Genomic DNA, 24,651 nt, shown 5'->3' with positions numbered 1-24,651 from the left:
GCGTCGCTTACTTGCGCAGCCCGAAGCGCGCCTTGTAGGCGTTGTCGGTGAAACCCACCGAAACCACGCCATCCGCCGTCACCAGCACCGGCCGCTTGACCAGCGTCGGATGCTCCTTGAGCAGCAGGAACCACTCCGGATCGCTCCCCGGCGCCTTGCGCGCGTCGGGCAGCTGGCGCCACGTGGTGCTGGCCTTGTTGATCAGCTTGTCCCAACCGCCGAGCTGCATGGCCCAGGCCTTCAGCGTCTCGGGCGGCTGCCGGTCGGTGCGCAAGTCGACGAAGGCGTACGGCACGTCGAAGCGCTCGAGCCAGTTCCGCGCCTTCTTGCAGCTGTCGCAGGCCGTGAGCCCGAAGACGACGTTCGCGGGGGCGGCGCTCATTCCGCGTGGCCGCTGCGCAGCAGCTCGTTGATCGAGGTCTTGCTGCGCGTCTTGGCGTCGACCTGCTTCACGATCACCGCGGCGTAGAGCGAGTACTTGCCGTCCGCCGAGGGCAGCTGGCCGGAGACCACGACGCTGCCGGCCGGCACGCGCCCGTAGCTGATCTCGCCGGTCATCCGGTTGTAGATGCGCGTGCTCTGGCCGATGAACACGCCCATGCCGATCACGCTGCCGCGTTCGACGACGACACCCTCCACCACTTCCGAACGCGCGCCGATGAAGCAGTCGTCCTCGATGATCGTCGGGCTGGCCTGCAGCGGCTCCAGCACGCCGCCGATGCCGGCGCCGCCGGAGAGATGGCAGCGCGCACCGACCTGGGCGCAGCTGCCCACCGTTGCCCAGGTGTCGACCATCGTGCCCGCGCCGACGTGGGCGCCGATATTGACGAAGCTCGGCATCAGCACCACGTCCTTGCCGATGTGCGCGCCACGGCGCACCACCGCACCCGGCACCACGCGCGCGCCGAGCTCGCGGAAATCGGCCGCGTCGAAGCCCTCGAAGCGCAGCGGCACCTTGTCCCAGAACGGCGCCGGCTCGGCTTCGACCAAGCGCATGTCGTTGCAGCGGAAGTACAGCAGGACCGCCTTCTTCAGCCACTCGTTGACGCGCCACGTGCCGTCGCTGTTCGGCTCCGCCACGCGTGCCTTGCCCGATTCCAGCGCCGCGACGACGGTCTCGACCATCTCGCGCAGCGAGCCTTCGATCTCGGCCTCCGACAGCGAGGCGCGGCGTTCGAAGGCCGATTCGATGATCGGCTGAAGGTCAGCGAGGACGGGGGTCTTGCGACGGGGCATGCGGACGGTCTCCTTCGAGGCAGGCGGTGAGCGCAGTGGTCAGGCGCTCGATCTGGGCGGTGTCGGCGAGCGCGTGGTCGTGCTCGTCGGAAATCAGGAACAAGTCCTCGGCGCGTTCGCCGAAGGTGGCGATGCGGGCGTCATGCACCCGCAGGCGCTGCTCGCGCAGCACGCGGGCGATGTCGGCCAGCAGGCCGGGGCGATCGGTGCCGATGAGCACGAGTTGCGTGCGGGCGCCGTCGCCCATGTCGCGAACCTCGACGCGCGGCGAAACGCGGAAATGCTTCAGCGCGGCCGGCATGGCGCGACGCGGCGGATGCAGCACCGCCGCCGTCCGCGAAAGCATCTCCCCCAGCACGCGGCTGGCGTGGGCGGCACGCGCGTCCGGGGCTTCGCCGGTGTCATGGATCGGCAGCAGCTGGAAGGTGTCGAGGCTCATGCCCGAGGTCGACGTGACGATGCGCGCCACCGCCACCGAGAAGCCGAGGCGATCAAGCGTCGCGGTCAGCGTGGCGAACAGGCCGTCGCGGTCGGGCGAGTAGACGAACACCTCGAAGGCTTCGCCTTGCGGCCGAACGATGATCAGCGGCTTGCCCGGGTCGCCGTGGCGCAGGATCGCGCGGGCCTGCGTCGCCAGCTGCTCGGGTCGGTAGCGCAGGAAGCTCTCGTCGGGGAACTCGCCAAACACGCGCGCCAGTTCGGCATCGTCGATGTCGGACAGCAGCGCGCGCACCTCGGCACGGGCCTCGGCGATGCTGGCCTCGGCATCCACGCGATGCTCCAGACCGCGGCGGAAGGCCAGCCGCGTGGCGTCGTAGAGGTCGCCGAGCAGGCGCTCCTTCCACGTGTTCCACAACTTCGGGCTGGTGCCGGCGATGTCGGCGCAGGTCAACAGATACAGGAAATCCAGCCGCGTGCGGTCGCCCACCGCGCGGGCAAAGCGCTCCACCACGGCGGCGTCGCTGATGTCCTGGCGCTGCGCGGTCGTCGACATCAGCAGGTGCTGCTCGACCAGCCAGGCCAGCAGTTCGATGTCGTGGTCCTTCAGGCGATGCGCGGCGCCGAATTCGCGCACGTCGACGGCCCCCAGCACCGAGTGGTCGCCGCCGCGGCCTTTGGCGATGTCGTGGAAGAGCCCGGCCACCAGCAGCAGCCACGGCGCCTTCAGGCGGTCGTGGACGCTCTTCGCCTTCGGGAAGCGCGGATCGCTCCCCTGCACGAAGCTGGCCATGATGCGAAGCACTTCCAGCGTGTGCTGGTCGACCGTGTACACGTGGAACAGGTCGTACTGCATGCGCCCCGAAACGCGCGCGAAGGCCGGCAGGTAGCGGCCCAGCACGCCGAGGTGCGCCATGCGCGCCAGCGTGTCGACCGGCTGCGGCCCCTGCAGCAACGAGAGGAACATCGCGCGCGTGTCGGCATCCTGCTGCTCGCCGGGCGCGATGCGCGGCAATGCCTCGGCCATGGCCCGCGCGGTCTCCGAATGCAGGCCTTTCGCCTCGGGGCAGGCCGCCCAGGTCGCGAACACGGCGAAGGCTTCGATCGCGGATCGCACCGGCCCCGGTGCTTCACGCTGGAGGTAGCCGTTCACCAGCACGAAGCCCGGCGCCACCGGCACGCGCTCGACGCGACCGGCCAACTGCTCCTCGAAGCGCTGCAGCAGGCGCTCGCTGATGCGCTGCACGGTCTTCGCCGCGCGGAACATCGACTGCATCATCTGCTCGACGGCGAGGTTGTCGCTGGCCTCGTCCTTGTAGCCGAGCCGCGCGGCCAGCACCTTCTGGTGGTCGAAGCGCAGCCGCTCCTCGCGACGGTTCGCGACGAGGTGCAGGCCGAAACGCAGGCGGGCGATCACCGCCCAGTCGCGCTTCAAGGTGCGTTCCTCGTCGGGGCCCAGCAGGCCGAGCGGCACCAGCGCCTCCAGCCCGGGTACGCGGTAGATGCGCCGCGCCAGCCAGGTGAGCGTGTGCAGATCGCGCAGTCCGCCGGGCCCTTCCTTGAGGTTGGGTTCGAGGTTGTTCGTGGTGTCGTTGTAGCGGGCGTGCCGGCCGTTCCACTCCGCGCGCTTGGCGTCGAAGTAGTCCGCCGCCAGCCACAGGCCCTCGCTGCGCAGCGCGTCCTCGAGCGCGTCGAGCGCCGCCGGCGAACCGGCGAGCAAGCGTGCTTCGGTGAGCGCGGTGAGCGTGGTCACGTCCTCGCGGCAGGCCTGCACGCAATCGGCGAGCGAGCGAACCGCCGTGCCGGGCTTCAGCCCGAGGTCCCAGAGCGCGGCGAAAAACGCCCCCAGGGCCGCCTCATGCGCGTGCTGCGCTTCGACTTCGCCTAGCACCAGCAGGTCGACGTCGGAAAAGGGGTATTGCTCGCCGCGACCGTAGCCGCCGGTGGCCAGAAGGTCGAGCCGCGCGTCGGCCGGCAAACACGCGGACCAAGCGGCGCGCACGGCAGCATCGACGGCAGCGGCCTGCGCGCCCAGCAGGCGCTCGATGCCTTCACCGGCGTCGAAGCGGGCGACGATCGCCGCGCGCGCTTCCAGAAAGGCGGCCTTCGCCGCGTCCTGCCAGCCTCGCGCACCGTCCGGCGTCGCGAGCGACGCCGCCACCGGCACGGGCGAGGCCGGCGTGCTCACAGGTCGTTGTCGTCGCCGGGCAGGCGGGTGAGGATCTCCACGCCATCGCGGGTGACCGCCACGGTGTGCTCCCACTGCGCCGACAGCGACTTGTCCTTCGTCACCACGGTCCAGCCGTCCGGCAGCAGCTTGGTGTGCCGCGCGCCGGCGTTGATCATCGGCTCGATGGTGAAGGTCATGCCTTCCTGCAGGCGGACGCCCTCGCCGGGGCGGCCGTAATGCAGCACCTGCGGGTCCTCGTGGTAGATCTGGCCGATGCCGTGGCCGCAGTACTCGCGCACTACCGAGAAGCGCTCGGCTTCCGCATAGCTCTGGATGGCGTGGCCGATGTCGCCCAGCGTGGCGCCCGGCTTCACCATGCGGATGCCGCGGAACATGGCCTCGCGGGTCACGTCGATCAGGCGCTTCGCCAGCACCGATGGGCTGCCCACCACGTACATCCGCGAGGTGTCGCCGTGCCAGCCGTTCTTGATGACCGTGACATCGATGTTCAGGATGTCGCCGTCCTTCAGCACCTTGGCTTCCGACGGGATGCCATGGCAGATGACGTTGTTGACCGAGGTACAGACCGTCTTCGGGAAGCCCTTGTAGCCCACGTTGGCCGGGATGGCCTTCTGGACGTTGACGATGTGTTCGTTGCAGATGCGGTCGAGTTCAGCGGTGGTCACGCCCGCTTTCACGTACGGCGCGACGACCTGCAGCACTTCGGCGGCCAGCCGGCCGGCCTCGCGCATCTTCTCGATCTGCTCGGGGGTCTTGAAGGTCACTTTCATGCCCGGGATTGTGCCGACTTGTCCACAACCCTGCCAGCGGGCTAGAATCCCGCGCTTCGCAAGGCCGGAACCCCGGCCCGGCGGGCGCCGACCTCCGGCGGCCGTGGCCTCAAGGCCATCGCGACAGAGGAATCCACACCCGCGTGAACCATCCCGTGCCGGGGTGCCCCTGCCTCTCGAGGCGCCGGGGTTCGGCCACGGACGCGCGGGGAGGCCCAACCCCGGAGTGACCAAGCCGCGATGCCCGCGAACGGGCCCGGCCGCGCTCCATTCAGAAGGAAAGAGCAATGCCCCAGGTCACCATGCGCCAGATGCTGGAAGCCGGCGTCCATTTCGGCCACCAGACCCGCTACTGGAACCCCAAGATGGGCCCGTACATCTTCGGCGCCCGCGGCAAGATCCACATCATCAACCTCGAGAAGACGCTCCCGCTCTTCAACGACGCGATGAACTTCATCTCGGGCATCGCCCAGAAGCGCGGCACCATCCTGTTCGTCGGCACGAAGCGCTCGGCGCGCGAGTCGCTGAAGGAAGAAGCCATCCGCTGTGGCATGCCGTACATGAGCCAGCGCTGGCTCGGCGGCACCCTGACCAACTTCCGCACCCTGAAGGGCTCGATCTCGCGCCTGAAGGAACTGGAAGCGGCCGAGACCGACGGCACCTTCGAGCGCCTGGTCAAGCATGAAGTCCTCTCGCGTCGTCGCGAGCGCGACAAGCTGGAAGCCTCGCTGGGCGGCATCAAGGGCATGAACCGCCTGCCGGACGCCCTGTTCGTCATCGACATCGGCCACGAAGAGATCGCCGTCCAGGAAGCCAAGAAGCTCGGCATCCCGGTGGTCGCCGTGGTCGACTCGAACTACGACCCGAACCTCGTCGACTACGCCATCCCGGGCAACGACGACGCCATCCGCGCCGTGCAGCTGTACACCCGCGCCGTGGCCGACGCCGTGCTGGAAGGCAAGGCCGCCGCCCCGATCCAGGCCAATGCCGGTGACGACGAGTTCGTCGAGCTCGACGCCGAGGGCAACCCGATCGCGAAGGAAGCCGACAACCGCCGTCCGCGCAACGACAAGCCGCGCAACGACCGTCGTCCGCCGGCCAAGAAGGGCGCCCCGCGCCGTGGCAACGGCACCGGCCGCGCCACCGCCGAGACCGACGGCGAGTAAACCCCGCGCCGGCGACGCCCCGCCGTCGCCGTAACGCAACGCGGCCCGCGCATCCTGCGGGCCGCTTCCATTCCAGACACAACGAGGTTCCCCATGGAAATCACCGCTTCGCTCGTCAAGGACCTGCGTGAGCGCTCCGGCGCCGGCATGATGGAGTGCAAGAAGGCGCTCACCGAGCACGCCGGCGACATCGAAGCCGCGATGGAAGCCCTGCGCAAGTCGGGCCTCGCCAAGGCCGACAAGAAGGCCGGCCGCGTGGCCGCCGAAGGCCGCATCGCGATGGCCGCCGCCGGCCAGAAGGCCGTGCTGGTCGAGATCAACTCCGAGACCGACTTCGTCGCCAAGGACGCCAACTTCGTCGCCTACACGGACGGCGTCGCCAAGGCCGCGCTGGAGTCCGGCGTCGCCGATGTGGAAGCCCTGAAGGCCGTCAAGCTCGGCGACGTCACCGTCGAAGAAGCCCGCGCCCTGCTGATCGCCAAGATCGGCGAGAACGTCCAGGTGCGCCGCATGGTGCGCGTGGACGGCGGCAACACGGTCGGCGCCTACATCCACGGCGGCAAGATCGGCGTGCTGGTCGAGATCAAGGGTGGCAACGACGAGCTGGCCCGCGGCATCGCCATGCACGTCGCGGCGATGAACCCGCCGTACATGACCGCCGCGCAGGTCCCGGCCGACTTCCTCGCCAAGGAAAAGGACATCGAACTGGCGAAGATGTCCGACAAGGACAAGAACAAGCCGGCCGACATCCTCGAGAAGATCATCAGCGGCAAGATCGCGAAGATCGTCAACGACAACACCCTGACGGGCCAGCCGTACGTCATGGACACCAACATGACCGTCGAAGCCGCCCTCAAGGCCGGCGGCGCCGAGATGGTGTCGATGACCCGCCTCGCCGTCGGCGAAGGCATCGAGAAGGTCGTCGAGGACTACGCCGCGGAAGTGGCGAAGGCCATGCAGGTCTGATCGACCGCGACATCGTCGATGCAAGGGAGAGCCCGCGAAAGCGGGCTCTTCTCGTTCAGGGGCCGGCACCGCGCATCGATGCGCCCGACGACCATCGGGACATCGACCTCAAAGCACCTGCGGCTGCCTGGCGATCTCCTCGAAGGGTTGCACCACCACCCATCCCTCGCCCTGGAACTTCATCTGCACGCTCTCGCCGGAGCCGCGGCCCAACACCGTCCCGAGCTGGATGTCGGTGGCGAACTCCGGCTCGAGGCTGCCCGACCACGCCACGGTCGCGTTCGGGTCGGTGTAGAGGGCCTGCCCCCGCTTCACGGCCAGGGTCATCGGGTCGAAGTGGCTGGCGATGGCGACCACGCCAGTGCCCGAGAGACGGATGTTGAACAGCCCTCCGGCCAGCATCCCGGCGACGCGGCGCATCATCGTGATCTCGTTCTGGATGCCGTCCTCGAAGGCCAGCACGTCGTTGCCGTTGACGACGATGGATTCGCCGGCGAGGCGTAGCAGGGTGATCTTCTTGCCGCGGTCGGCGAGGTAGACCCGGCCGTTACCCTCGATCGCCATCAGCGAGGTGCCCTCGCCGCTGATGAGCTTCTTGAACAGCGTGCCCATGCCCTGCGACAGCAAGCCCTGCCGCTTGAACTTCACGCCCCCGCGGTAGGCCACCATCGATCCGGCCTTGGCCCAGACCCGCCCTGTGACCTTGGCTTCCAGCATGTAGGGGCTTTCCAGCTCGAACACTTCGCCCTGCCCGCGGTCGCGCTCGGCGGTGGCGGCAAGGAAATCAGCGGCGTTGATGATCGGCATGGCGGGGCTCCCGGGGGTGGACGAATCGTTGCCGGAAAGCCTGCGGCAGCCGACCGCGGATGTCATCCGCGCGTGACGGCAACCCGTCCAGCCGCTAGAATTCCGCCGTTTGCCCAACGGAGATCACGAATGAGCGTGCCTGCACTGAAGTACAAGCGCGTCCTGCTGAAGCTCTCCGGCGAAGCCCTCATGGGCCGCGGCGATTACGGCATCGACCCGGAAGTCCTGACCTGGCTGGCCAAGGAGGTCATCGAGGCGCAGAAGGCCGGGGCCCAGATCGGCCTCGTGATCGGCGGCGGCAACATCTTCCGCGGTGCCGGCCTGCAGTCGAAGGGCATGGACCGCGTCACCGGCGACCACATGGGCATGCTCGCCACGGTGATGAACGCGCTGGCCATGCAGGATGCCCTCGAGCGCCTCGGCGCCTACGCCCGCACGATGAGCGCGCTGAAGATCAACGAGGTGGCCGAGGACTACATCCGCCGCCGCGCCATCCGCCACCTCGAGAAGGGCCGCATCGCCATCTTCGCGGCCGGCACCGGCAACCCCTTCTTCACCACCGATTCGGCCGCCGCCCTGCGTGCCATCGAAGTCGGTGCGGAGCTGCTGCTCAAAGCCACCAAGGTCGACGGCATCTACGAGGCCGACCCGAAGAAGGTGCCGGAAGCCAAGCGCTACGACAGCCTCACCTACGACGAGGTCATCGCCCGCAACCTGCAGGTGATGGACACCGCCGCCTTCGCCCTGTGCCGTGACCAGAACCTGCCGATCCGCATCTACGACATGATGCAGCCGGGGGCCCTGATGCGGATCCTGCGCGGCGAGCCGCTCGGCACCCTCGTCCACGCCGGCTGAGCCCGGCCCCGCCACACCCCGGAAGCCCCGACGGCGCGGCGATCTATACTTCCCGGCCGGGCCACCGTGCCGCACCACCCCCAGAGATCCGCCCCATGATCAACGACATCAAGAAGGACGCCCAGACCCGCATGCAGAAGTGCGTGGAGGTGCTGAAGACCGACCTCACGAAGCTGCGCACGGGCCGCGCCACCACGGCGATCGTCGATCACCTGCAGGTCAACTACTACGGCTCGAACGTGCCGCTGTCGCAGGTCGCCTCGGTGGCCGTCGCCGACGCGCGCTCGCTCACCATCACGCCGTGGGAGAAGCCGATGGTCGGCGCCGTCGAGAAGGCGATCCTCGCCTCCGACCTCGGCCTGACGCCGAACACCGCCGGCACCGTCATCCGCATCAACCTGCCGCCGCTCACCGAGGAGCGCCGCCGCGACCTCTCCAAGCACGTGGCCGGCGAAGGCGAGAACACCAAGGTCGCCATCCGCAACGTGCGCCGCGATGCCATGACGCACGTGAAGGAGCTGCTCAAGGAGAAGAAGATCTCCGAGGACGAGCAGCGCAAGGCCGAGGAAGACATCCAGAAGCTGACCGACGCATCGATCAAGGGCGTCGATGAAGTCGTCAAGGCGAAAGAGCAGGAACTGCTGGCCCTCTGAGCGCCAGCCGCATGTCGCACCCTGCCGCGCTGCCCCGCCACCTCGCCGTCATCATGGACGGCAATGGGCGTTGGGCGAAGCAGCGCCAGCGCCCGCGCACGCTCGGCCATCGCGCCGGCGCGCGCGCGGTGCGTACGATCGTCGAGTACTGCCTGAAGCGCGGTATTCCGACGCTGACGCTGTTCGCGTTTTCCAGCGAGAACTGGAACCGCCCCGAGGACGAGGTCGGCGCGCTGATGCGCCTGTTCCTTCGCGTGCTGGAATCGGAAGTCGAGGAGCTGACGCGGCAGCAGGTGCACCTGCGCTTCATCGGCGACCGTTCGCGCTTCCCCGAAGCCATCCGCGCCCGCATGGCCGCCGCGGAAACCATCCGCCTGCCGTCGCCGAAGCTCACGCTCACCCTCGCCGCCGGCTACGGTGGCCGCGCCGACCTGGCGCAGGCGGCGCGCCGACTCGCCGAGCGGGTGCAGGCCGGCACCCTGCGCCCCGAGCAGATCGACGAAGCCACCTTCGGTGAAGCGATGAGCCTCGCCGACCTGCCGCCGCCCGACCTGTTCATCCGCACCGGCGGCGAGCATCGCATCAGCAACTTCCTGCTGTGGCAGCTCGCCTACACCGAGCTGTGGTTCACCGATGTGCTCTGGCCCGACCTCGACGACGCGCTGCTCGATGCCGCGCTCGCCGATTTCGCCGGACGTGAACGCCGCTTCGGCCTGATCTCCGAACAACTGCCCACCCCGGCCCTGGAGGCCCGATGAGCCGCACCCGAATCCTCACCGGGCTCGTGCTCGCGCCGACCGCCGTCGCCGGCCTGCTGTGGCTGCCCACGGAATGGCTGGCCCTGGTGGCGGCCGTGCTGCTGCTGGCCGGGCTGTGGGAGTGGACGCGCCTCACCGGCCTGTCCGACCCGATGCCGCGGCTCGGCTACATCACCGCCAACGCCCTGATGATCGCCGCGTTGGCCTGGGCGGCCGGCCCCAACCTGTTCGCACTCAAGGCCGCGGCCCTGCTCGGCGTGGCGTGGTGGGTGCTGGCCCTGGCCTGGCTCTGGCGCTTCGAGTTCGGGCAGGCCGATCGCGGCCGTTTCCGCATCCTCAAGCTGTTGGCCGGCAGCCTGGCCGCCGTGCCGGCCTGGGCGGCCCTCGTCTGGCTGCACCAGCTGCCCGGGCACGGCCCGCGCTGGGCGCTGTTCGCGGTGATGCTGGTCTGGGCAGCCGACACCGGCGCGTACTTCGTCGGCGTGCGGATGGGCAAGCACAAGATGGCCCCGCGCATCAGCCCGAACAAGAGCTGGGAAGGCTTCTGGGGCGGTCTCGCCGGCGCGTCACTGGTCGCCGTGTTCGCGGTGAAGCCGCTTGGCCTGGGCTGGGACGACCTGCCGGTGCTGGTGTTCCTCACGATCGTCGCCGCGATGATGTCGGTGGCCGGCGACCTTTTCGAAAGCCTGTTGAAGCGGCATTCCGGGCACAAGGATTCCGGCCACCTGATCCCGGGACACGGCGGCATGCTCGACCGCCTCGACAGCCTGCTCGCCGCACTGCCGGTGTTCATGGTGGGCAAGCTGTGGCTGGGCCTCTGAAACGGATCGCGCTGTTCGGGGCGACCGGCTCGATCGGCGCCTCGGCCCTCGACGTCATCGCCCGGCATCCCGGCCGCTATGCCGTCGATGCGCTCAGCGCCCACTCGCAGGTCGAAGCGCTGGTCGCCCTCTGCGTCCGTTTCCGCCCGCGCGTCGCCGCGATCACCGATGACACCCGCTACGCCGCGCTTCGCGAGGGTTTGGCGGCCGCAGGCCTCGACACCGTCGCAGTGGCCGGCGCAGCCGCCCTCGACGAGATCGCCGCGGACGACCGCAACGACACGGTGATCGCCGCCATCGTCGGCGCCGCCGGCGTGGCCTCGACCCTCGCCGCCGCGCGCGCCGGCAAGCGCCTGCTGTTGGCGAACAAGGAATCGGTGGTGCTGGCGGGCGAACTGCTGATGGCCGAAGTCACGGCCGGTGGCGCCACGCTGGTGCCCATCGACAGCGAGCACAACGCGATCTTCCAGTGCCTGCCCTCGCAGGGCGGCCACGGCGGCGTGCGCCGGATCGTGCTGACGGCCTCTGGTGGGCCGTTCCGCGGGTGGTCGCGCGAGCAGCTCGTCGACATCACGCCCGAACAGGCCTGCGCGCACCCGAACTGGTCGATGGGCCGCAAGATCTCGGTCGATTCGGCCACGCTGATGAACAAGGGCCTCGAAGTCATCGAGGCGCACCACCTGTTCGACCTTCCGGCGGAACGCATCGACGTGGTCGTCCACCCGCAGTCGACCATCCACTCGCTGGTCGATTACGTCGACGGTTCGATGCTGGCCCAGCTCGGCCAGCCCGACATGCGCACGACGCTGGCGGTCGGCCTCGCCTGGCCCGAACGTATCGAGGCCGGCGTCGCGCCGCTCGATCTGATCGCCATCGCCCGGCTGGATTTCCAGGCCCCGGACCTCGCCGCCTTCCCCTGCCTCGGCCTCGCCTTCGAGGCCCTGCGGGCCGGCGGCAGTGCGCCGGCGGTGCTGAATGCGGCGAATGAAGTGGCGGTTTCAGCCTTTCTTCAGCGCCGGCTCGCTTTCCTTGGCATCCCTGCGCTGATCGAACGCACCATGCATCGCCTGCCTGCCCTGCCCAGCGCGACCCTCGACGACCGCCTCGCGGCCGATGCCGAGGCGCGCCGCGTCGCCACCGGGCTGCTGGCGTGAGCGAAATCCTCTCCTCCGCGTTCTGGCTGGTGGTCGCGCTCGGCGTGCTGATCACCTTCCACGAGTTCGGCCACTACTGGGTGGCTCGCCGCTGCGGGGTCAAGGTGCTGCGCTTCTCGGTGGGCTTCGGCCGCGCGCTGTGGTCGCGCACCGACCGCGATGGCATCGAGTGGCGCATCGGCCTGATCCCGCTGGGCGGCTACGTCAGCATGCTGGACGAGCGCGAGGGCGAGGTCGCGGCCGCGGACCGCCCCCGCGCCTTCACGTCGAAGCCCGTCGGCCAGCGCATCGCCATCGTCGCCGCGGGCCCGCTGGCGAACCTTGTGCTCGCGGTCGGCCTGCTCTACGTGATGTTCGTCGTCGGCAAGCCCGATTACGTGCCGATGCTGGCTGAACCGCAGGCGCTGGCGGCGGCCTCCGGCTTCGAGGCTGGCGACCGTCTGCTCGTCGTCGACGGCCGCGACACCCCGACCTGGACCGACGCGCAGAACGCCCTGCTCGGCCCGATGGTCGACCGCCGCAGCATCGCCATCGAGGTCTCCGATGCCGATGGGAACGTCGTGCGGCGCGAGCTCCGCCTGGCCGCGCTCGACCCGGCGCTGGAGGAAACGGAAGCCTTCCGGGCGCTGGGCTTCGTGCCGCACCGGCCGGTCCCTCCGGCCGTCGTGGGGGCTGTCGCGCCGGGCAGTCCGGCCGCCGGCGCCCTCGAGGTGGGCGACCGCATCCTCGCCATCGACGGCGCCCCCGTGGCCGATTTCAACGCCATGCAGGCGGCATTGGCGGCGCACCCGGTGGATGGCCCGGCACCGACCCTGCGGCTGCGGATCGAACGCGACGGCGAGACCCTTGAGCGCACCCTGGTGCCCCAGCGCGTGACCCCGGACGGCGGGACGCCGGTCTGGCGGCTCGGCGTGGCGGCCCCCGACCCGCGCGATGCCCTGCTCCGGCACGGCCCGCTGGAGGCCCTGCCCGAGGCCGTGAAGGCCACCGGCCAGCTGGCCACCGACACCGTCGGCATGCTCTGGCGGATGGTCACCGGGGCCGCCTCGCTGCAGAACCTTTCAGGCCCGATCACCATCGCCCAGGTCGCGAACACCACGGCAGCGCGCGGCGTGGCCTGGTTCCTCTACTTTCTGGCGATGCTCTCGGTGAGCATCGCCATCCTGAACCTGCTGCCCATTCCTGTCTTGGACGGGGGGCACCTGCTGGTTTACCTTATCGAGCTGGTTCAAGGGCGGCCGCTGGGCGACCGCGTGCTCGTGGCCGGGCAGTACTTCGGCCTCGTCCTGCTCGCATCGCTGATGGGCCTCGCTCTCTTCAACGACGTGCTGAGGCTCGTTCCCTGACCGTCACCCCGCGGGCCCACCGGGCCTGCCGCTTTTGGACGTTTCCATGACGCATCGCCCCACCCGCCGCCTGCTCGCCCTCGCCCTCGCCGCTGCCCTGTCGGGCACCGCCATGGCCCAGTCCATCGGCGCCTTCGAGGTGCAGGACATCCGCGTCGACGGCCTGCAGCGCATCTCGAACGGCACGGTCTTCTCCTACCTGCCGGTCGAACGCGGCGAGACCCTCGACCAGGGCCGCGCCGGCGAAGCGATCCGCGCGCTGTTCCGGACCGGGTTCTTCAGCGACGTGTCGCTGGCCCGCGAAGGGAACATCCTGGTCATCAAGGTGGTCGAGCGCCCGGCCATCAACAAGATCACCCTCTCCGGCAACAAGGACATCAAGTCCGAGGAGCTGCTGAAGGGCCTGCGCGGCATCGGCCTCTCCGAGGGCGAGACCTACAACCCGCTCAACGTCGACCGGGTGACCCAGGAGCTGATCCGCCAGTACAACAACCGCGGCAAGTACTCGGTGACGATCACCCCGACCGTCACCAACCTGCCGTTGAACCGCGTCGACGTGACCATCACCGTCGACGAGGGCAAGGCCGCACGCATCCGCGACATCAACATCGTCGGCAACACCGTCTACGGCGACGACGAACTGCGCCAGAGCTGGGAATCGAACACCAGCAACTGGCTGTCCTGGTACAAGCGCGACGACCAGTACTCACGCGAGAAGCTCTCCGGCGACCTCGAGAAGCTCACCAATTACTACCTCGACCGCGGCTACGTCGACTTCAACGTCGAATCGACCCAGGTCGCGATCAGCCCCGACCGCAAGGACATGACCATCGGCGCCAGCGTGACCGAGGGCGAGGTGTTCAGCATCTCGTCGGTGCAGGTCAGCGGCGACACCATCCTGCCGGTGGAGGAAGTCGAGCGCATGCTGTTCGTGCGCGAAGGCCAGACCTTCTCGCGCCAGCTGCTCGAGCTCACCTCCGACGGCATCACCGCCGTGCTCGGCAACATCGGCTACGCCTTCGCCGAAGTGAATCCGGTGCCGACGATCGACCGCGAGAAGAACGAGGTCGCGATCAATTTCGTCGTCAACCCGGGCCCGCGCGTGCAGGTCCGCCGCATCACCTTCAAGGGCAACGACACCACCGCCGACGAGGTGATGCGCCGCGAACTGCGCCAGTTCGAGGGCACGTGGTACTCGCAGGCCGCGATCGACCGCTCGAAGATCCGCCTGCAGCGCCTGGGCTATTTCGACGAGGTCGAAATCGAAACCCCGGCCGTCACCGGCGAAGCCGACAAGGTCGACGTGGTGGTGACCGTGAAGGAACGCCAGTTCGGCCAGTTCCAGTTCGGCCTCGGCTACAGCCAGCTCTACGGCGCGAGCGTGCAGCTGTCGCTCTCGCAGAACAACTTCCTCGGCTCCGGCAACAAGGTGTCGGTGTCGGTGCAGAACAACAGCTACAGCAAGGGCGTGAGCTTCTCGTTCATGGACCCTTACTTCACCGACAGCGGCGTCTCGCTGGGCTACAACCTGTCGTACAGCGAGAACGATTTCAGCGATTTCAACATCGCCAGCTACCAGACCGACAACGCTGCCTTCGAAGCGGTGTTCGGCCTTCCGCTCTCGGAGACGGACAGCATCTCGGCCTCGATCGGCATCGACAAGGTCGACCTGACCTCGGTCGACGGCTCGACGCCGCCGGAGCTGATCGACTACCTCGTGGCCACGCTCGGCGACCGCGCGCGCTTCGCGTTCGCCCCCGGCGACACCACGAATGCCTTCCCTTGCCTGCCGCGGGACCCCATCAACGGTGTCCCGCAGCCTTGCGTGATTACACAGGTCGCCTTCAACCGCCTCTGGACGGTGAACGCGTGGCGCATGCAGGCCGGCTGGGCCCGCGATACGCGCAATGATTTCTACGCGCCGACCGCGGGCATGTTCAACCGCATCAGCGCCGAGGTGGCGCTGCCGGGCTCGGACCTCGAGTACTACAAGCTCTCGTACGACTTCTCGAAGTTCTGGCCGATCAACCGCGCACTCGTGGTCGAGACGCGCACCTCGATCGGCTACGGCGACAGCTACGGCAAGACCGGCAACGCCGGCCTGCCGTTCTTCGAGAACTTCTACGCCGGCGGCCCCGGTTCGCTGCGCGGCTTCGAGCAGAACACGCTTGGCCCGGTCTCCTCGCTCGATTTCGGCAGCAACTCCAACTTCCGCCAGTCGCTCGGCGGTGCGTTCAAGGCCATCGGCTCGGTGGAATCCTACTTCCCGTCGCTGTTCGACTCGCGCGGCATCCGCATCTCGGCCTTCCTCGATTTCGGCAACGTGTGGCGCAACACCCGCGAGTTCGGCTCGGGCGACATCCGCGCCTCGACGGGTATCGCGCTGCAGTGGCAGTCGCCGATGGGCCCGATCTCGATCTCGTGGGCGTCGCCGTTCCGCTCCGAGGAAACGGACCGCACCGAGAACCTGCAGTTCACCTTCGGCGGACAGTTCTAACGGCGGATGGAAGCGACGACCCCGCGCTTCCGGCTGTCCGCGCTCGCCGAACGCTTCGGGCTCGAGTGGCGCGGCGAGGACGCGGAGGTCTGTGGCGTGGCGCCGCTGCAAGCGGAGGCGCCCGCTGGCGGTGCACTGGCCTTCCTCGCCAACCCGGCCTATCGCAAGCACCTTGCCGCCACCCGCGTGGCGGCCGTGGTGCTGCACCCGGCGGAAGCCGAGCACTGCCCGGTACCGGCGCTTCTCAGCGCGAATCCCTACGCCACCTATGCGCGCATCGCCGCGCTGTTCGAGCGCGTGCCCACGCGCCCTGCGGGCGTCCACGCCAGTGCGGACATCGACCCGACCGCCGCCATCGATCCCACCGCGCACATCGGCGCCTTCGTCAGCGTCGGCGCACGCAGCCTGATCGGGGCGGGCGCGGTGGTCGGTGCCGGCAGCGTGATCGGCGAGGACTGCGTGGTCGGCGCGTGCAGTGAACTCGTGGCGCGCGTCACCCTCGTCCGCCGCGTGCGCCTTGGCGAGCGCGTCCGCATCCATCCGGGCGCCGTGCTCGGAGCCGACGGCTTCGGGCTCGCGGTGGATGGTGGCCACTGGATCAACGTGCCCCAGCTCGGCGGCGTGGTGGTGGGCGACGACTGCGAGATCGGCGCGAACACCACGATCGACCGCGGCGCCATCGACGACACCGTGCTCGAGGAGGACGTGCGCCTCGACAACCAGATCCAGATCGGCCACAACGTCCGCATCGGCGCGCACACGGCGATGGCCGGCTGCGTGGCAGTGGCGGGCTCGACGCGCATCGGCCGCTGGTGCCTGGTGGGCGGCGCGGCCGGCATCATCGGCCACCTCGAGATCACCGACAAGGTGACGATCGGCGCCATGAGCCTCGTCACCCATTCGCTGGACGAGCCGGGGGAGTACGCTTCCGGGACGCCCCTGCAGCCCAAGCGCGAATGGCGCAAGAACGCCGCACGTTTCGGCCAACTCGACCGACTCGCCAGAATCCTGCTCAAGAAGAACGATTCCAGCCCATGACCCTGCCCCCCTTCCCGCTCGACGTCCGCTGCATCGAACGCCTGCTGCCGCATCGCTTCCCGTTCCTGCTGGTCGACCGCGTGCTGTCCGTCGAGCTGCGCCAACGCATCGTCGCGCTGAAGAACGTCACCGCGAGCGAGCCGCACTTCACCGGCCACTTCCCTGGCAACCCGGTGATGCCGGGCGTGCTGGTGATCGAGGCGATGGCGCAGGCCGGCGGCCTGCTCTCGATGCTTTCGGAAGGCAAGGCCTGCGCGGAAAACAACGGCCCGAGCCAGTTCTACCTCGTGAAGGTCGACAACGCCCGCTTCTCGAAGATGGTGGTGCCTGGCGACCAGCTCATCCTCGAAGTCACGCTGAAGCGCACCATCCGCAACATGGCCCTCTACGAAGGCAAGGCGCTCGTGGACGGCAAGGAAGTGGCCAGCGCCGAGATGCTGTGCGCGGAGACCAAGGCCGCATGAACGCGAACGCCGCCATCCACCCGACCGCCATGATCGACCCGAAGGCCCGGCTGGACGACGGCGTCTCCGTGGGGCCGTTCACCGTGATCGGGCCGGACGTCGAGGTCGGCGTGGGCACGAGCATCGGCTCGCACTGCTCGATCCTCGGCCCGACCCGCATCGGCCGGGACAACGTGATCCATGCGCACGCCAGCCTCGGCGGCCAGCCGCAGGACAAGAAGCACAACGGCGAACCGACGCAGCTCGTCATCGGCGACCGCAACACCATCTTCGAATTCACCACGTTCTCGCGCGGCACCGTCGACGGCGGCGGCGTCACCACCGTCGGCAACGACAACTGGGTGATGGCCTACGTGCACGTCGCCCACGACGTGGTGATCGGCAACCACTGCATCTTCGCCAACAACGCCACGCTCGCCGGCCACGTCGTCGTGGAGGACTGGGCGATTCTGGGTGGATTCGCGGGGATCCATCAGTTCTGCCGCATCGGCGCGCATGCCTTCGTGGGCATGGGCAGCCTGGTCAACGCCGACGTCGCGCCCTTCGTGATCGTCGCCGACAAGTACGCGGTGCCGCGCGGCATCAATTCGGAAGGCCTGAAGCGCCGCGGCTTCGACGCCGAACGCATCGCGGCCATCAAGCGCGCCTACCGCGCCGTGTTCATGTCGGGCGCGCCGCTGGCCGAGGCCAAGCAGCAGCTCGCGGAAGCCGCCACCACGTCGGAAGACGTCGCCCGCATGCTCGCCTTCATCGAGTCGAGCGAGCGCGGCCTGCTGCGCTGATGCCGCCGCTCCGCATCGCGCTGGTCGCGGGCGAAGCCTCGGGCGACCTGCTCGGTGCCGCACTCGTCCGTGACCTGAAGGCCCTGCACCCGGACGCCGAGTTCGTCGGCGTCGCCGGCCCAGAGATGCGTGGCGCAGGCGTCACCGCGTGGCACGACTGCGAGGCACTCGCGGTGATGGGACTCGTCGAGGTGCTGAAGCACCTGCCACGCCTGCTGCGCCTCCGCCGTGATCTCCGCGAACGCCTGCTCGCCTGGCAGCCGGACGTCGTCATCGGCATCGACGCACCCGATTTCAACCTCGGGCTCGAGAAGTGGCTGAAGCAGCGCGGCGTCCGCACCGTGCACTACGTCAGCCCCTCGGTCTGGGCCTGGCGCGAAGGCCGCGCCGCGAAGATCGGCACGTCGGCCGACCGCGTGCTCTGCCTGTTCCCGATGGAGCCGGCGATCTACGCCAAGCACGGCGTCGAGGCGAGCTTCGTCGGCCACCCTCTCGCGGCGATGCTGCCGATGCACCCGGACCGCGACGCCGCCCGCCACGCGCTGGGCCTCGATGGCGACGGCCCGCTGCTGGCCCTGCTGCCCGGCAGCCGCGGCAGCGAGATCGCGCGACTCGGGTCGGTCTTCCTCGACGCGATCGCCCTGCTGCGCCAGCGCCTCCCGGGCCTGCGCGTGCTGGCCCCGATGGCGAACCCGCGCTGCCGCGAGCGCTTCCAAGCCCTGCTCGCAGCGCATCCCGCCTCGCTCGCCCTGCACGAAGCCCTGCACCTCGTCGACGGCCGCGCGCGCGAGGCGATGGTGGCCAGCGACGCGGTGCTTTTGGCCTCGGGCACCGCAGCCCTCGAAGCGATGCTCGCCAAGCGGCCGATGGTCGTGGCCTACCGCATCGCGCCGCTCACGCACTTCATCGTCAAGGCCTTCGGCCTGCTGAAGGTCGAGCGCTACAGCCTGCCGAACGTGCTGGCCGGCGAATCGCTGGTGCCGGAACGCATGCAGGCGGAGTGCCGCGCCGACGTGTTGGCAGAGGACATCGAGCGCCTGCTGCGCGAGGGCCTGACGCCGGCCCAGCGCCTGCGCTTCGAAGGCCTGCACGAGGCGCTCCGGGCCCCGACGCCGCGCGCTGCCGCCGAAGCGGTGTCCGCGCTGCTGGCGCGATGATCGACCCCTCCTGGACCCTGCCCGGCCTCGCCGGCGTGGACGAGGCCGGCCGCGGCCCGCTGGCGGGCCCGGTGGCAGTGGCCGCCGTGATCCTCGATCCGGCGCGACGCATCGACGGCCTCGGTGATTCCAAGGCCCTCACGGAAGCCCGCCGCGAAGCGCTGTTCCCGCGGATCCAGTCCGATGCGCTCGCCTTCGCGATCGTGCTGGTGCACGCCGACGAGATCGACCGCCTCAACATCCTGCAGGCGACGATGGCGGGTATGCGCCGCGCAGTCGCTGCTCTCGCCGTCGCGCCGTCGCGCGTGCTCGTCGATGGCAATCGCGTTCCACCCGGCATCGGCGCGGACGCCGAGGCCATCGTCAAGGGCGATGCGAAGATCGCCGCGATTTCGGCAGCCTCGATCCTCGCGAAGGTCGCCCGCGACCGCTGGATGCGTGAACTGGACGCGGCGCATCCGGAGTACGGCTTCGCGATGCACAAGGGCTACCCCACGCCGGAGCACCTCGAAGCACTTCGCCGTTTCGGCCCATGCCCGGCACATCGGCGCAGTTTCGCGCCCGTGCGCGCCGCGCAGACCCCGGGCCTGCTCTGAAGCGCCATGACTTCCGGCATTGCGCCAGTGGTCATGCTGACTTTTGTGACTTACCGCACGACGGAAGCGCGTGGAGACTGTCGCCACATCGCCACATCGCCACATCGCCGCATTCCGCGGCGATGCCCCGAGACCCGCGACGAGCCCCGCCATGAACGCCCCCAGCCGCCCCTACCCCACCCACGCCCCGACGCCCAACCCGTCGCCGCGCGCCGAGCACCAGCGCCGCGAAGCGGAGTACCTGGCTCTGCGCCAGCTGGCCGACCGGGTGCAGCGCCTCGACCGCCAGTTGCATCGCCAGCGCAGCTACGCGACGGCCCGCTACGCCGGCTGAGTCAAGCCTTGTCCCGCCGCGGCGGGGCACGTAGCCTGCGGCGTCTGCCCCGGACGCCGCCATGCCGCCCCGCTTCGTCCATCTCAACGTCCACAGCGAGTACGCGCTGACGGACTCGACGATCCGACTGCCCGACCTCGCCAAGCGCTGCGCGCAGCGCGGGCAGCCGGCGGTTGCGCTCACCGACCCGACCAACCTGTTCGGGCTGGTGAAGTTCTTCAAGGAAACCGAGGGCAAGGGCCTCAAGCCCATCGCCGGCGCACAGCTCACCCTCGACGACGGCGAGGCCGTGCAGGGCCGCGTCACCGCCTGGTGCCTCGACCGCCGCGGCTATCTCTCGCTATCGCGCCTGATCACCCGCGCCTACGCCGACGGCCAGCGCGGCGACGTGCTCGGCGTGCGGCCCGACTGGCTGTTCGAGGACCACGAAGGCCTGATCCTTGCGCTGGGTGCCGACAGCCCGCTCGGCCAGGCGTTCAGCGGCGGCCGCGACGACCACGCGGCCCAGCTGCTCGACCGCTACGCGCAGCGCTTCGACGACCGCCTGTACCTCGAGCTGACACGCACGGGGAAGCCTGGCGATGAAGCCTTCAACCGCGCCGCACTGGAACTCGCCGCCGCGCGCGGCCTGCCCACGATCGCGACCAATGCCGTGCGCTTCCTCGACCGCGACGACTTCGACGCCCACGAGGCGCGCGTCTGCATCGCAACGGGCCGCGTGCTCGACGACCCGAAGCGCCCGCGCGACTTCACCGCCGAGCAGTACCTGAAGTCGACGGAGGAGATGGAAGCCCTCTTCCATGACCTGCCCGACGCCTTGGCGAACACGGTCGACCTCGCGGCGCGCTGCAACTTCCAGCTCAACCTCGGCACCTACTACCTGCCGGCCTTCCCGGTGCCGGACGGCGAGACCCTGGACACGTGGATCCGCTCGGAAGCCGAGCGCGGCCTCGCCAAGCGCCTCGCCTCGCACGACCCGGCGGCGGGACTCACCGCGCAGGACTACGCCGATCGCCTCACGCGCGAAGTCGACGTCATCATCAAGATGGGCTTCCCCGGCTACTTCCTGATCGTGGCCGACTTCATCAACTGGGGGAAGGAACACGGCATCCCCGTGGGCCCGGGTCGCGGCTCGGGTGCGGGCTCGCTGGTGGCCTACGCGCTCGGCATCACCGACCTCGACCCGCTGGCCTACAACCTGCTGTTCGAACGCTTCCTCAATCCGGAACGCGTGTCGATGCCCGACTTCGACATCGACTTCTGCATGGACCGCCGCGACGAGGTGATCGAGTACGTCAGCCGCAAGTACGGCAGCGACCGCGTCAGCCAGATCATCACCTACGGCACCATGGCCGCGAAGGCCGTGGTGCGCGACTGCGGCCGCGTGCTGGGGCACCCATACGGCTTCGTCGACAGCGTGGCGAAGCTGATCCCGAACGTGCTCGGCATCGCGCTCGACGACGCGCTGGGAGAAACCGAGAAGGGCAAGACCGACGACACCATGCGTTCGGGCGAGCTGATCGAGCGCTACGCCCGCGAGGACGACGTCCGCGACCTGATGGACCTCGCGCGCCAGCTCGAGGACCTCACGCGTAACGCGGGCAAGCATGCGGGTGGTGTCGTCATCGCGCCGACGCCGCTCACCGATTTCTGCCCGCTGTTCTCGGAAACGGGTGGCAAAGGCGCGGTGACGCAGTTCGACAAGGACGACGTCGAAGCCATCGGCCTCGTGAAGTTCGACTTCCTCGGCCTGCGCACGCTGACGATCATCGACTGGGCGGTGAAGGCCATCAACGTGCGCCGCGCCGCGAAGGGCGAAGCGCCACTCGACATCGCGCGCATCCCGCTCGACGACCGCCCGACCTTCGAACTGTTCAGCCGCGCGCAGACGGTGGCGGTGTTCCAGTTCGAATCCTCGGGCATGCGCAACCTGCTGCGCGAAGCACGCCCCGACCGCTTCGAGGACCTGATCGCGCTGGTGTCGCTGTTCCGTCCCGGCCCGATGGACCTGATCCCCAGCTTCAACGCCCGAAAGCACGGCAAGGAGCAGGTCGAGTACCCCGACCCGCGCGTGAAGCCGGTGCTGGAGGAGACCTACGGGATCATGGTCTACCAGGAGCAGGTGATGCAGATGGCGCAGGTGCTGGGCGGCTACTCGCTCGGCGGCGCCGACCTGCTGCGCCGTGCCATGGGCAAGAAGAAGCCCGAGGAGATGGCCAAGCACCGCGCCATGTTCCGCGAGGGCGCGGCGACAAACGGCATCGACGAAGCCAAGGCCGACGCCGTCTTCGACCTGATGGAGAAGTTCGCCGGCTATGGCTTCAACAAGTCGCACGCGGCGGCCTACGCACTGGTCTCGTACCAGACGGCATGGCTGAAGACGCACTACCCGGCCGAGTTCATGGCCGCGGTGCTGTCCTCCGACATGGACAACACCGACAAGGTGGTGAACTTCCTCGACGAGTGCCGCGCGCTGCAGCTCACCGTGCTGCCGCCGAAGGCGAACCACTCGGCGACGATGTTCGAAGCCACGGACGCCCGCACGATCCGCTACGGCCTCGGCGCCATCAAGGGCGTGGGCACCGGCTTGACCGAAGCCATCGTGCAGGCGCGTGGCGCGAAGGGCCCGTTCCGCGATCTGCTGGATTTCTGCGAGCGCGTCGACCCCACCAAGATGAACCGTCGCGCGGTCGAGGCGATGATCAATGCCGGCGCGCTGGACGGCTTCGCGCCGAACCGCGCCTCGCTGCTGCTGCAGTTGCCCGAGGCGGTGAAGGCCAGTGAACAGGCCGCGCGCTCGGCCGCGGCCGGCCAGGTGTCGCTGTTCGGCGGCTTCGCCGACGCGCCGGTGGCGAAGGTCGACCTGCCGGCCTGCGACGAATGGCCGCTGGAGCAACTGCTGGCCGGCGAACGCGAGACGCTGGGCCACTACCTCAGCGGCCACCCGATCGACCCGTGGCGCGCAGAGCTCTCGGAGCTGGTGAACATCCACCTCGGCGAGGTCGAAGCCACCTGGGCGCAGCGCAAGGACCGCCGCAACGAAGCGACGATGATCCTCGCCGGGCTGGTGGGCAACGTACGCAAGCGCGGCGATGCCATGGCCTTCGCGCAGATCGACGACGGCCACGGCCAGATCGAGCTGGCCTTCTTCCGCGAGGCCTGCACCGGCTTCGGCCACCTGCTGTCGCGCGACCGCATCCTCATCGTCGAGGGCCAGGTGGGCGCGGACCGGGTCAGCGGGGAGCTCTCCATGCGGGTGAAGCAGGCCTGGGACTTCAAGGCGATCATCGATTCCCGGGCGAGGCTGTTGGCGGTCTCCGCCGACCTGCGGGGCAAGGGCGCCTTCGAGCAGCTCCAGGCGCTGCTGGCCGAGTACCGGCCCGGCCCCACCCCGCTGCGCTTGGACATCAAGCGCCCCGGGGCCGCCGGCAGCCTCGACCTCGGCGGCCGGGAAGGGGTGCGGACGGCCTCCGACCTGCTGTCCCGCCTCCGCCACCTGCCCTTCGTCGAGGCGGTCAAGCTCCAATTGCACAAACCCTGGCTGCAGGGCTGAAGGCCCGGGCAACCTGCCCCATGGCCGGCACCCCGCCCCGCCAGCTAGACTCTTTGCTCTAGCGGCCCCGGATGTCTCGGGGAACGCCCTCCAAATTCCAAGCAAATGAATCCGAACTTCCTCGATTTCGAACAGCCCATCGCCGATCTTGAAGCCAAGATCAACGAGCTCCGGCACGCGAGCACCGGCCCGGCCGTGGACATCGAGAACGAGATCCGCGGCCTCGAGGACAAGCTCAAGGCCCGCACCGCCGAGATCTTCGCCACGCTGACGCCCTGGCAGATCAGCCAACTGGCGCGCCACCCGCAGCGCCCCTACACGCTCGACTATCTCGGCCTGATCGCCGAGGAGTTCCACGAGTTGGCCGGCGACCGCGCCTTCGCCGACGACGCCGCCATCGTCGGTGGCCTCGCCCGCATCGACGGCCGCAGCGTCATGGTGATCGGCCACCAGAAGGGCCGCGACACCAAGAGCAAGATCCGCCGCAATTTCGGCATGCCGCGACCCGAGGGCTACCGCAAGGCGCTGCGCCTCATGCAGACCGCGGAGCGCTTCAAGCTGCCGATCCTCACGTTCATCGATACGCCGGGCGCCTACCCGGGCATCGGCGCCGAAGAGCGCGGGCAGTCGGAAGCCATCGCCCGCAACCTGCTCGAGATGGCCGAGTTCGGCGTGCCGATTCTGTGCACGGTGATCGGCGAAGGCGGCTCCGGCGGCGCGTTGGCCGTGGGCGTCGGCGACGTCACCCTGATGCTCGAGTACGGCACCTATTCGGTGATTTCGCCCGAAGGCTGCGCGTCGATCCTCTGGAAGTCGGCCGACAAGGCCAAGGACGCGGCGGAGGCCATGGGCCTCACCGCGCCGCGGCTCAAGGACAACGGGCTCATCGACCTCATCGTCAAGGAGCCGCTGGGCGGCGCCCACCGCGATCCGGCGGCGATGGCCCAGACCCTCAAGACCACGCTGATGGCGGAACTGGCGAAACTCGAAGGGCTGTCGAAGGACGCCCTGCTTGACCGCCGCTACGCGCGTCTGCGCAAGTACGGGGCGTTCGCGTCGGCCTGAGCGA

Annotated in this window: 22 protein-coding genes; 17 read left to right on the top strand and 5 right to left on the bottom strand. The window is 69.2% G+C overall.

The genetic code is table 11. From position 1 onward, the window contains the following. Positions 1-7: 7 nt before the first annotated feature. The 4 genes from O9280_RS03270 to map are packed head-to-tail and all read right to left on the bottom strand — an operon-like array spanning position 8 to position 4,635. Positions 8-382: a Spx/MgsR family RNA polymerase-binding regulatory protein gene (locus O9280_RS03270; RefSeq protein WP_298338666.1), complete on the bottom strand. Its 375-nt coding sequence runs from the start codon at positions 380-382 to the stop codon at positions 8-10. After that, positions 379-1,272, bottom strand: a complete 894-nt coding sequence (gene dapD, locus O9280_RS03265; RefSeq protein WP_298338923.1) for a 2,3,4,5-tetrahydropyridine-2,6-dicarboxylate N-succinyltransferase — start codon at positions 1,270-1,272, stop codon at positions 379-381. Before dapD ends, O9280_RS03270 begins: the two co-directional genes overlap by 4 nt. After that, on the bottom strand, positions 1,205-3,862 hold the full coding sequence (gene glnD / locus O9280_RS03260; protein ID WP_298338663.1) for a [protein-PII] uridylyltransferase: 2,658 nt from the start codon (positions 3,860-3,862) through the stop codon (positions 1,205-1,207). Before glnD ends, dapD begins: the two co-directional genes overlap by 68 nt. Then, entirely contained in the window at positions 3,859-4,635 is a 777-nt protein-coding gene (gene map, locus O9280_RS03255) for a type I methionyl aminopeptidase (protein ID WP_298338662.1), read from the bottom strand. The genes glnD and map overlap by 4 nt, the downstream gene beginning before the upstream one ends. Before the next feature lie 287 nt (positions 4,636-4,922). Here map and rpsB point away from each other — a divergent pair, with 287 nt between their 5' ends. Then, the gene (gene rpsB / locus O9280_RS03250; RefSeq protein ID WP_298338659.1) at positions 4,923-5,801 is read left to right on the top strand and encodes a 30S ribosomal protein S2; all 879 of its coding nucleotides are present in this window, start codon (positions 4,923-4,925) and stop codon (positions 5,799-5,801) included. 93 nt (positions 5,802-5,894) lie between these two features. Further along, the gene (gene tsf, locus O9280_RS03245) at positions 5,895-6,767 is read left to right on the top strand and encodes a translation elongation factor Ts (protein ID WP_298338656.1); all 873 of its coding nucleotides are present in this window, start codon (positions 5,895-5,897) and stop codon (positions 6,765-6,767) included. Between the two features lie 108 nt (positions 6,768-6,875). Here the strand turns inward: tsf and O9280_RS03240 are convergent, their stop codons facing one another. Then, positions 6,876-7,574, bottom strand: a complete 699-nt coding sequence (locus tag O9280_RS03240; RefSeq protein ID WP_298338653.1) for an AIM24 family protein — start codon at positions 7,572-7,574, stop codon at positions 6,876-6,878. A gap of 135 nt (positions 7,575-7,709) precedes the next feature. Here O9280_RS03240 and pyrH point away from each other — a divergent pair, with 135 nt between their 5' ends. The 15 genes from pyrH to O9280_RS03165 all read left to right on the top strand — a co-directional run bounded on the left by pyrH (position 7,710) and on the right by O9280_RS03165 (position 24,647). Further along, positions 7,710-8,429 carry a UMP kinase gene (gene pyrH, locus O9280_RS03235; protein WP_297866971.1) on the top strand — a complete coding sequence of 240 codons (720 nt, stop codon included), beginning with the start codon at positions 7,710-7,712 and terminating at the stop codon, positions 8,427-8,429. Between the two features lie 95 nt (positions 8,430-8,524). Beyond that, a complete protein-coding gene (frr, locus tag O9280_RS03230) occupies positions 8,525-9,082 on the top strand; it encodes a ribosome recycling factor (RefSeq protein ID WP_298338651.1) in 558 nt (185 codons plus the stop codon). An 11-nt stretch (positions 9,083-9,093) separates the two neighbouring features. Then, positions 9,094-9,840, top strand: coding sequence for a polyprenyl diphosphate synthase (gene uppS / locus O9280_RS03225; protein WP_298338647.1), 747 nt, complete (start codon positions 9,094-9,096; stop codon positions 9,838-9,840). Beyond that, positions 9,837-10,661 carry a phosphatidate cytidylyltransferase gene (locus tag O9280_RS03220; RefSeq protein WP_298338645.1) on the top strand — a complete coding sequence of 275 codons (825 nt, stop codon included), beginning with the start codon at positions 9,837-9,839 and terminating at the stop codon, positions 10,659-10,661. The genes uppS and O9280_RS03220 overlap by 4 nt, the downstream gene beginning before the upstream one ends. An 11-nt stretch (positions 10,662-10,672) precedes the next feature. Beyond that, entirely contained in the window at positions 10,673-11,815 is a 1,143-nt protein-coding gene (locus tag O9280_RS03215; RefSeq protein ID WP_298338920.1) for a 1-deoxy-D-xylulose-5-phosphate reductoisomerase, read from the top strand. Then, a complete protein-coding gene (rseP, locus tag O9280_RS03210) occupies positions 11,812-13,161 on the top strand; it encodes an RIP metalloprotease RseP (protein ID WP_298338642.1) in 1,350 nt (449 codons plus the stop codon). Before O9280_RS03215 ends, rseP begins: the two co-directional genes overlap by 4 nt. Positions 13,162-13,207: 46 nt before the next feature. After that, positions 13,208-15,658 (top strand): outer membrane protein assembly factor BamA, encoded by a 2,451-nt coding sequence (gene bamA / locus O9280_RS03205; protein ID WP_343228722.1) that lies wholly within the window; start codon positions 13,208-13,210, stop codon positions 15,656-15,658. A 6-nt stretch (positions 15,659-15,664) separates the two neighbouring features. Beyond that, positions 15,665-16,696, top strand: a complete 1,032-nt coding sequence (lpxD, locus tag O9280_RS03200) for a UDP-3-O-(3-hydroxymyristoyl)glucosamine N-acyltransferase (protein ID WP_298338639.1) — start codon at positions 15,665-15,667, stop codon at positions 16,694-16,696. Further along, a complete protein-coding gene (gene fabZ / locus O9280_RS03195; protein WP_298338636.1) occupies positions 16,693-17,160 on the top strand; it encodes a 3-hydroxyacyl-ACP dehydratase FabZ in 468 nt (155 codons plus the stop codon). The genes lpxD and fabZ overlap by 4 nt, the downstream gene beginning before the upstream one ends. After that, positions 17,157-17,942, top strand: coding sequence for an acyl-ACP--UDP-N-acetylglucosamine O-acyltransferase (gene lpxA / locus O9280_RS03190; RefSeq protein ID WP_298338633.1), 786 nt, complete (start codon positions 17,157-17,159; stop codon positions 17,940-17,942). Before fabZ ends, lpxA begins: the two co-directional genes overlap by 4 nt. Beyond that, positions 17,942-19,099 carry a lipid-A-disaccharide synthase gene (gene lpxB / locus O9280_RS03185; RefSeq protein ID WP_298338630.1) on the top strand — a complete coding sequence of 386 codons (1,158 nt, stop codon included), beginning with the start codon at positions 17,942-17,944 and terminating at the stop codon, positions 19,097-19,099. Before lpxA ends, lpxB begins: the two co-directional genes overlap by 1 nt. Then, positions 19,096-19,695: a ribonuclease HII gene (gene rnhB / locus O9280_RS03180; RefSeq protein WP_298338628.1), complete on the top strand. Its 600-nt coding sequence runs from the start codon at positions 19,096-19,098 to the stop codon at positions 19,693-19,695. The genes lpxB and rnhB overlap by 4 nt, the downstream gene beginning before the upstream one ends. A gap of 151 nt (positions 19,696-19,846) precedes the next feature. Beyond that, the gene (locus O9280_RS03175; RefSeq protein WP_298338625.1) at positions 19,847-20,029 is read left to right on the top strand and encodes a hypothetical protein; all 183 of its coding nucleotides are present in this window, start codon (positions 19,847-19,849) and stop codon (positions 20,027-20,029) included. A gap of 61 nt (positions 20,030-20,090) precedes the next feature. Further along, the gene (gene dnaE, locus O9280_RS03170; RefSeq protein WP_298338622.1) at positions 20,091-23,582 is read left to right on the top strand and encodes a DNA polymerase III subunit alpha; all 3,492 of its coding nucleotides are present in this window, start codon (positions 20,091-20,093) and stop codon (positions 23,580-23,582) included. Between the two features lie 105 nt (positions 23,583-23,687). Beyond that, complete coding sequence (locus O9280_RS03165) at positions 23,688-24,647, top strand: acetyl-CoA carboxylase carboxyltransferase subunit alpha (RefSeq protein WP_298338619.1); 960 nt, start codon at positions 23,688-23,690, stop codon at positions 24,645-24,647. Positions 24,648-24,651 lie beyond the last annotated feature (4 nt).

Origin of the sequence: Silanimonas sp., from assembly GCF_027531545.1 — a bacterium.
Taxonomy (GTDB): Bacteria; Pseudomonadota; Gammaproteobacteria; order Xanthomonadales; family Xanthomonadaceae; genus Silanimonas.
This window is presented reverse-complemented; position numbering and strand designations above follow the sequence as displayed.

Excerpts from the sequence above, each read along its gene's own strand:
- O9280_RS03270 (WP_298338666.1), bottom strand. The coding sequence starts at position 382 with ATGAGCGCCGCCCCCGCGAACGTCGTCTTCGGGCTCACGGCCTGCGAC.
- map (WP_298338662.1), bottom strand. The coding sequence starts at position 4,635 with ATGAAAGTGACCTTCAAGACCCCCGAGCAGATCGAGAAGATGCGCGAG.
- rpsB (WP_298338659.1), top strand. The coding sequence starts at position 4,923 with ATGCCCCAGGTCACCATGCGCCAGATGCTGGAAGCCGGCGTCCATTTC.
- tsf (WP_298338656.1), top strand. The coding sequence starts at position 5,895 with ATGGAAATCACCGCTTCGCTCGTCAAGGACCTGCGTGAGCGCTCCGGC.
- O9280_RS03240 (WP_298338653.1), bottom strand. The coding sequence starts at position 7,574 with ATGCCGATCATCAACGCCGCTGATTTCCTTGCCGCCACCGCCGAGCGC.
- frr (WP_298338651.1), top strand. The coding sequence starts at position 8,525 with ATGATCAACGACATCAAGAAGGACGCCCAGACCCGCATGCAGAAGTGC.
- uppS (WP_298338647.1), top strand. The coding sequence starts at position 9,094 with ATGTCGCACCCTGCCGCGCTGCCCCGCCACCTCGCCGTCATCATGGAC.
- O9280_RS03220 (WP_298338645.1), top strand. The coding sequence starts at position 9,837 with ATGAGCCGCACCCGAATCCTCACCGGGCTCGTGCTCGCGCCGACCGCC.
- bamA (WP_343228722.1), top strand. The coding sequence starts at position 13,208 with ATGACGCATCGCCCCACCCGCCGCCTGCTCGCCCTCGCCCTCGCCGCT.
- lpxD (WP_298338639.1), top strand. The coding sequence starts at position 15,665 with ATGGAAGCGACGACCCCGCGCTTCCGGCTGTCCGCGCTCGCCGAACGC.
- fabZ (WP_298338636.1), top strand. The coding sequence starts at position 16,693 with ATGACCCTGCCCCCCTTCCCGCTCGACGTCCGCTGCATCGAACGCCTG.
- lpxA (WP_298338633.1), top strand. The coding sequence starts at position 17,157 with ATGAACGCGAACGCCGCCATCCACCCGACCGCCATGATCGACCCGAAG.
- lpxB (WP_298338630.1), top strand. The coding sequence starts at position 17,942 with ATGCCGCCGCTCCGCATCGCGCTGGTCGCGGGCGAAGCCTCGGGCGAC.
- rnhB (WP_298338628.1), top strand. The coding sequence starts at position 19,096 with ATGATCGACCCCTCCTGGACCCTGCCCGGCCTCGCCGGCGTGGACGAG.
- O9280_RS03175 (WP_298338625.1), top strand. The coding sequence starts at position 19,847 with ATGAACGCCCCCAGCCGCCCCTACCCCACCCACGCCCCGACGCCCAAC.
- dnaE (WP_298338622.1), top strand. The coding sequence starts at position 20,091 with ATGCCGCCCCGCTTCGTCCATCTCAACGTCCACAGCGAGTACGCGCTG.
- O9280_RS03165 (WP_298338619.1), top strand. The coding sequence starts at position 23,688 with ATGAATCCGAACTTCCTCGATTTCGAACAGCCCATCGCCGATCTTGAA.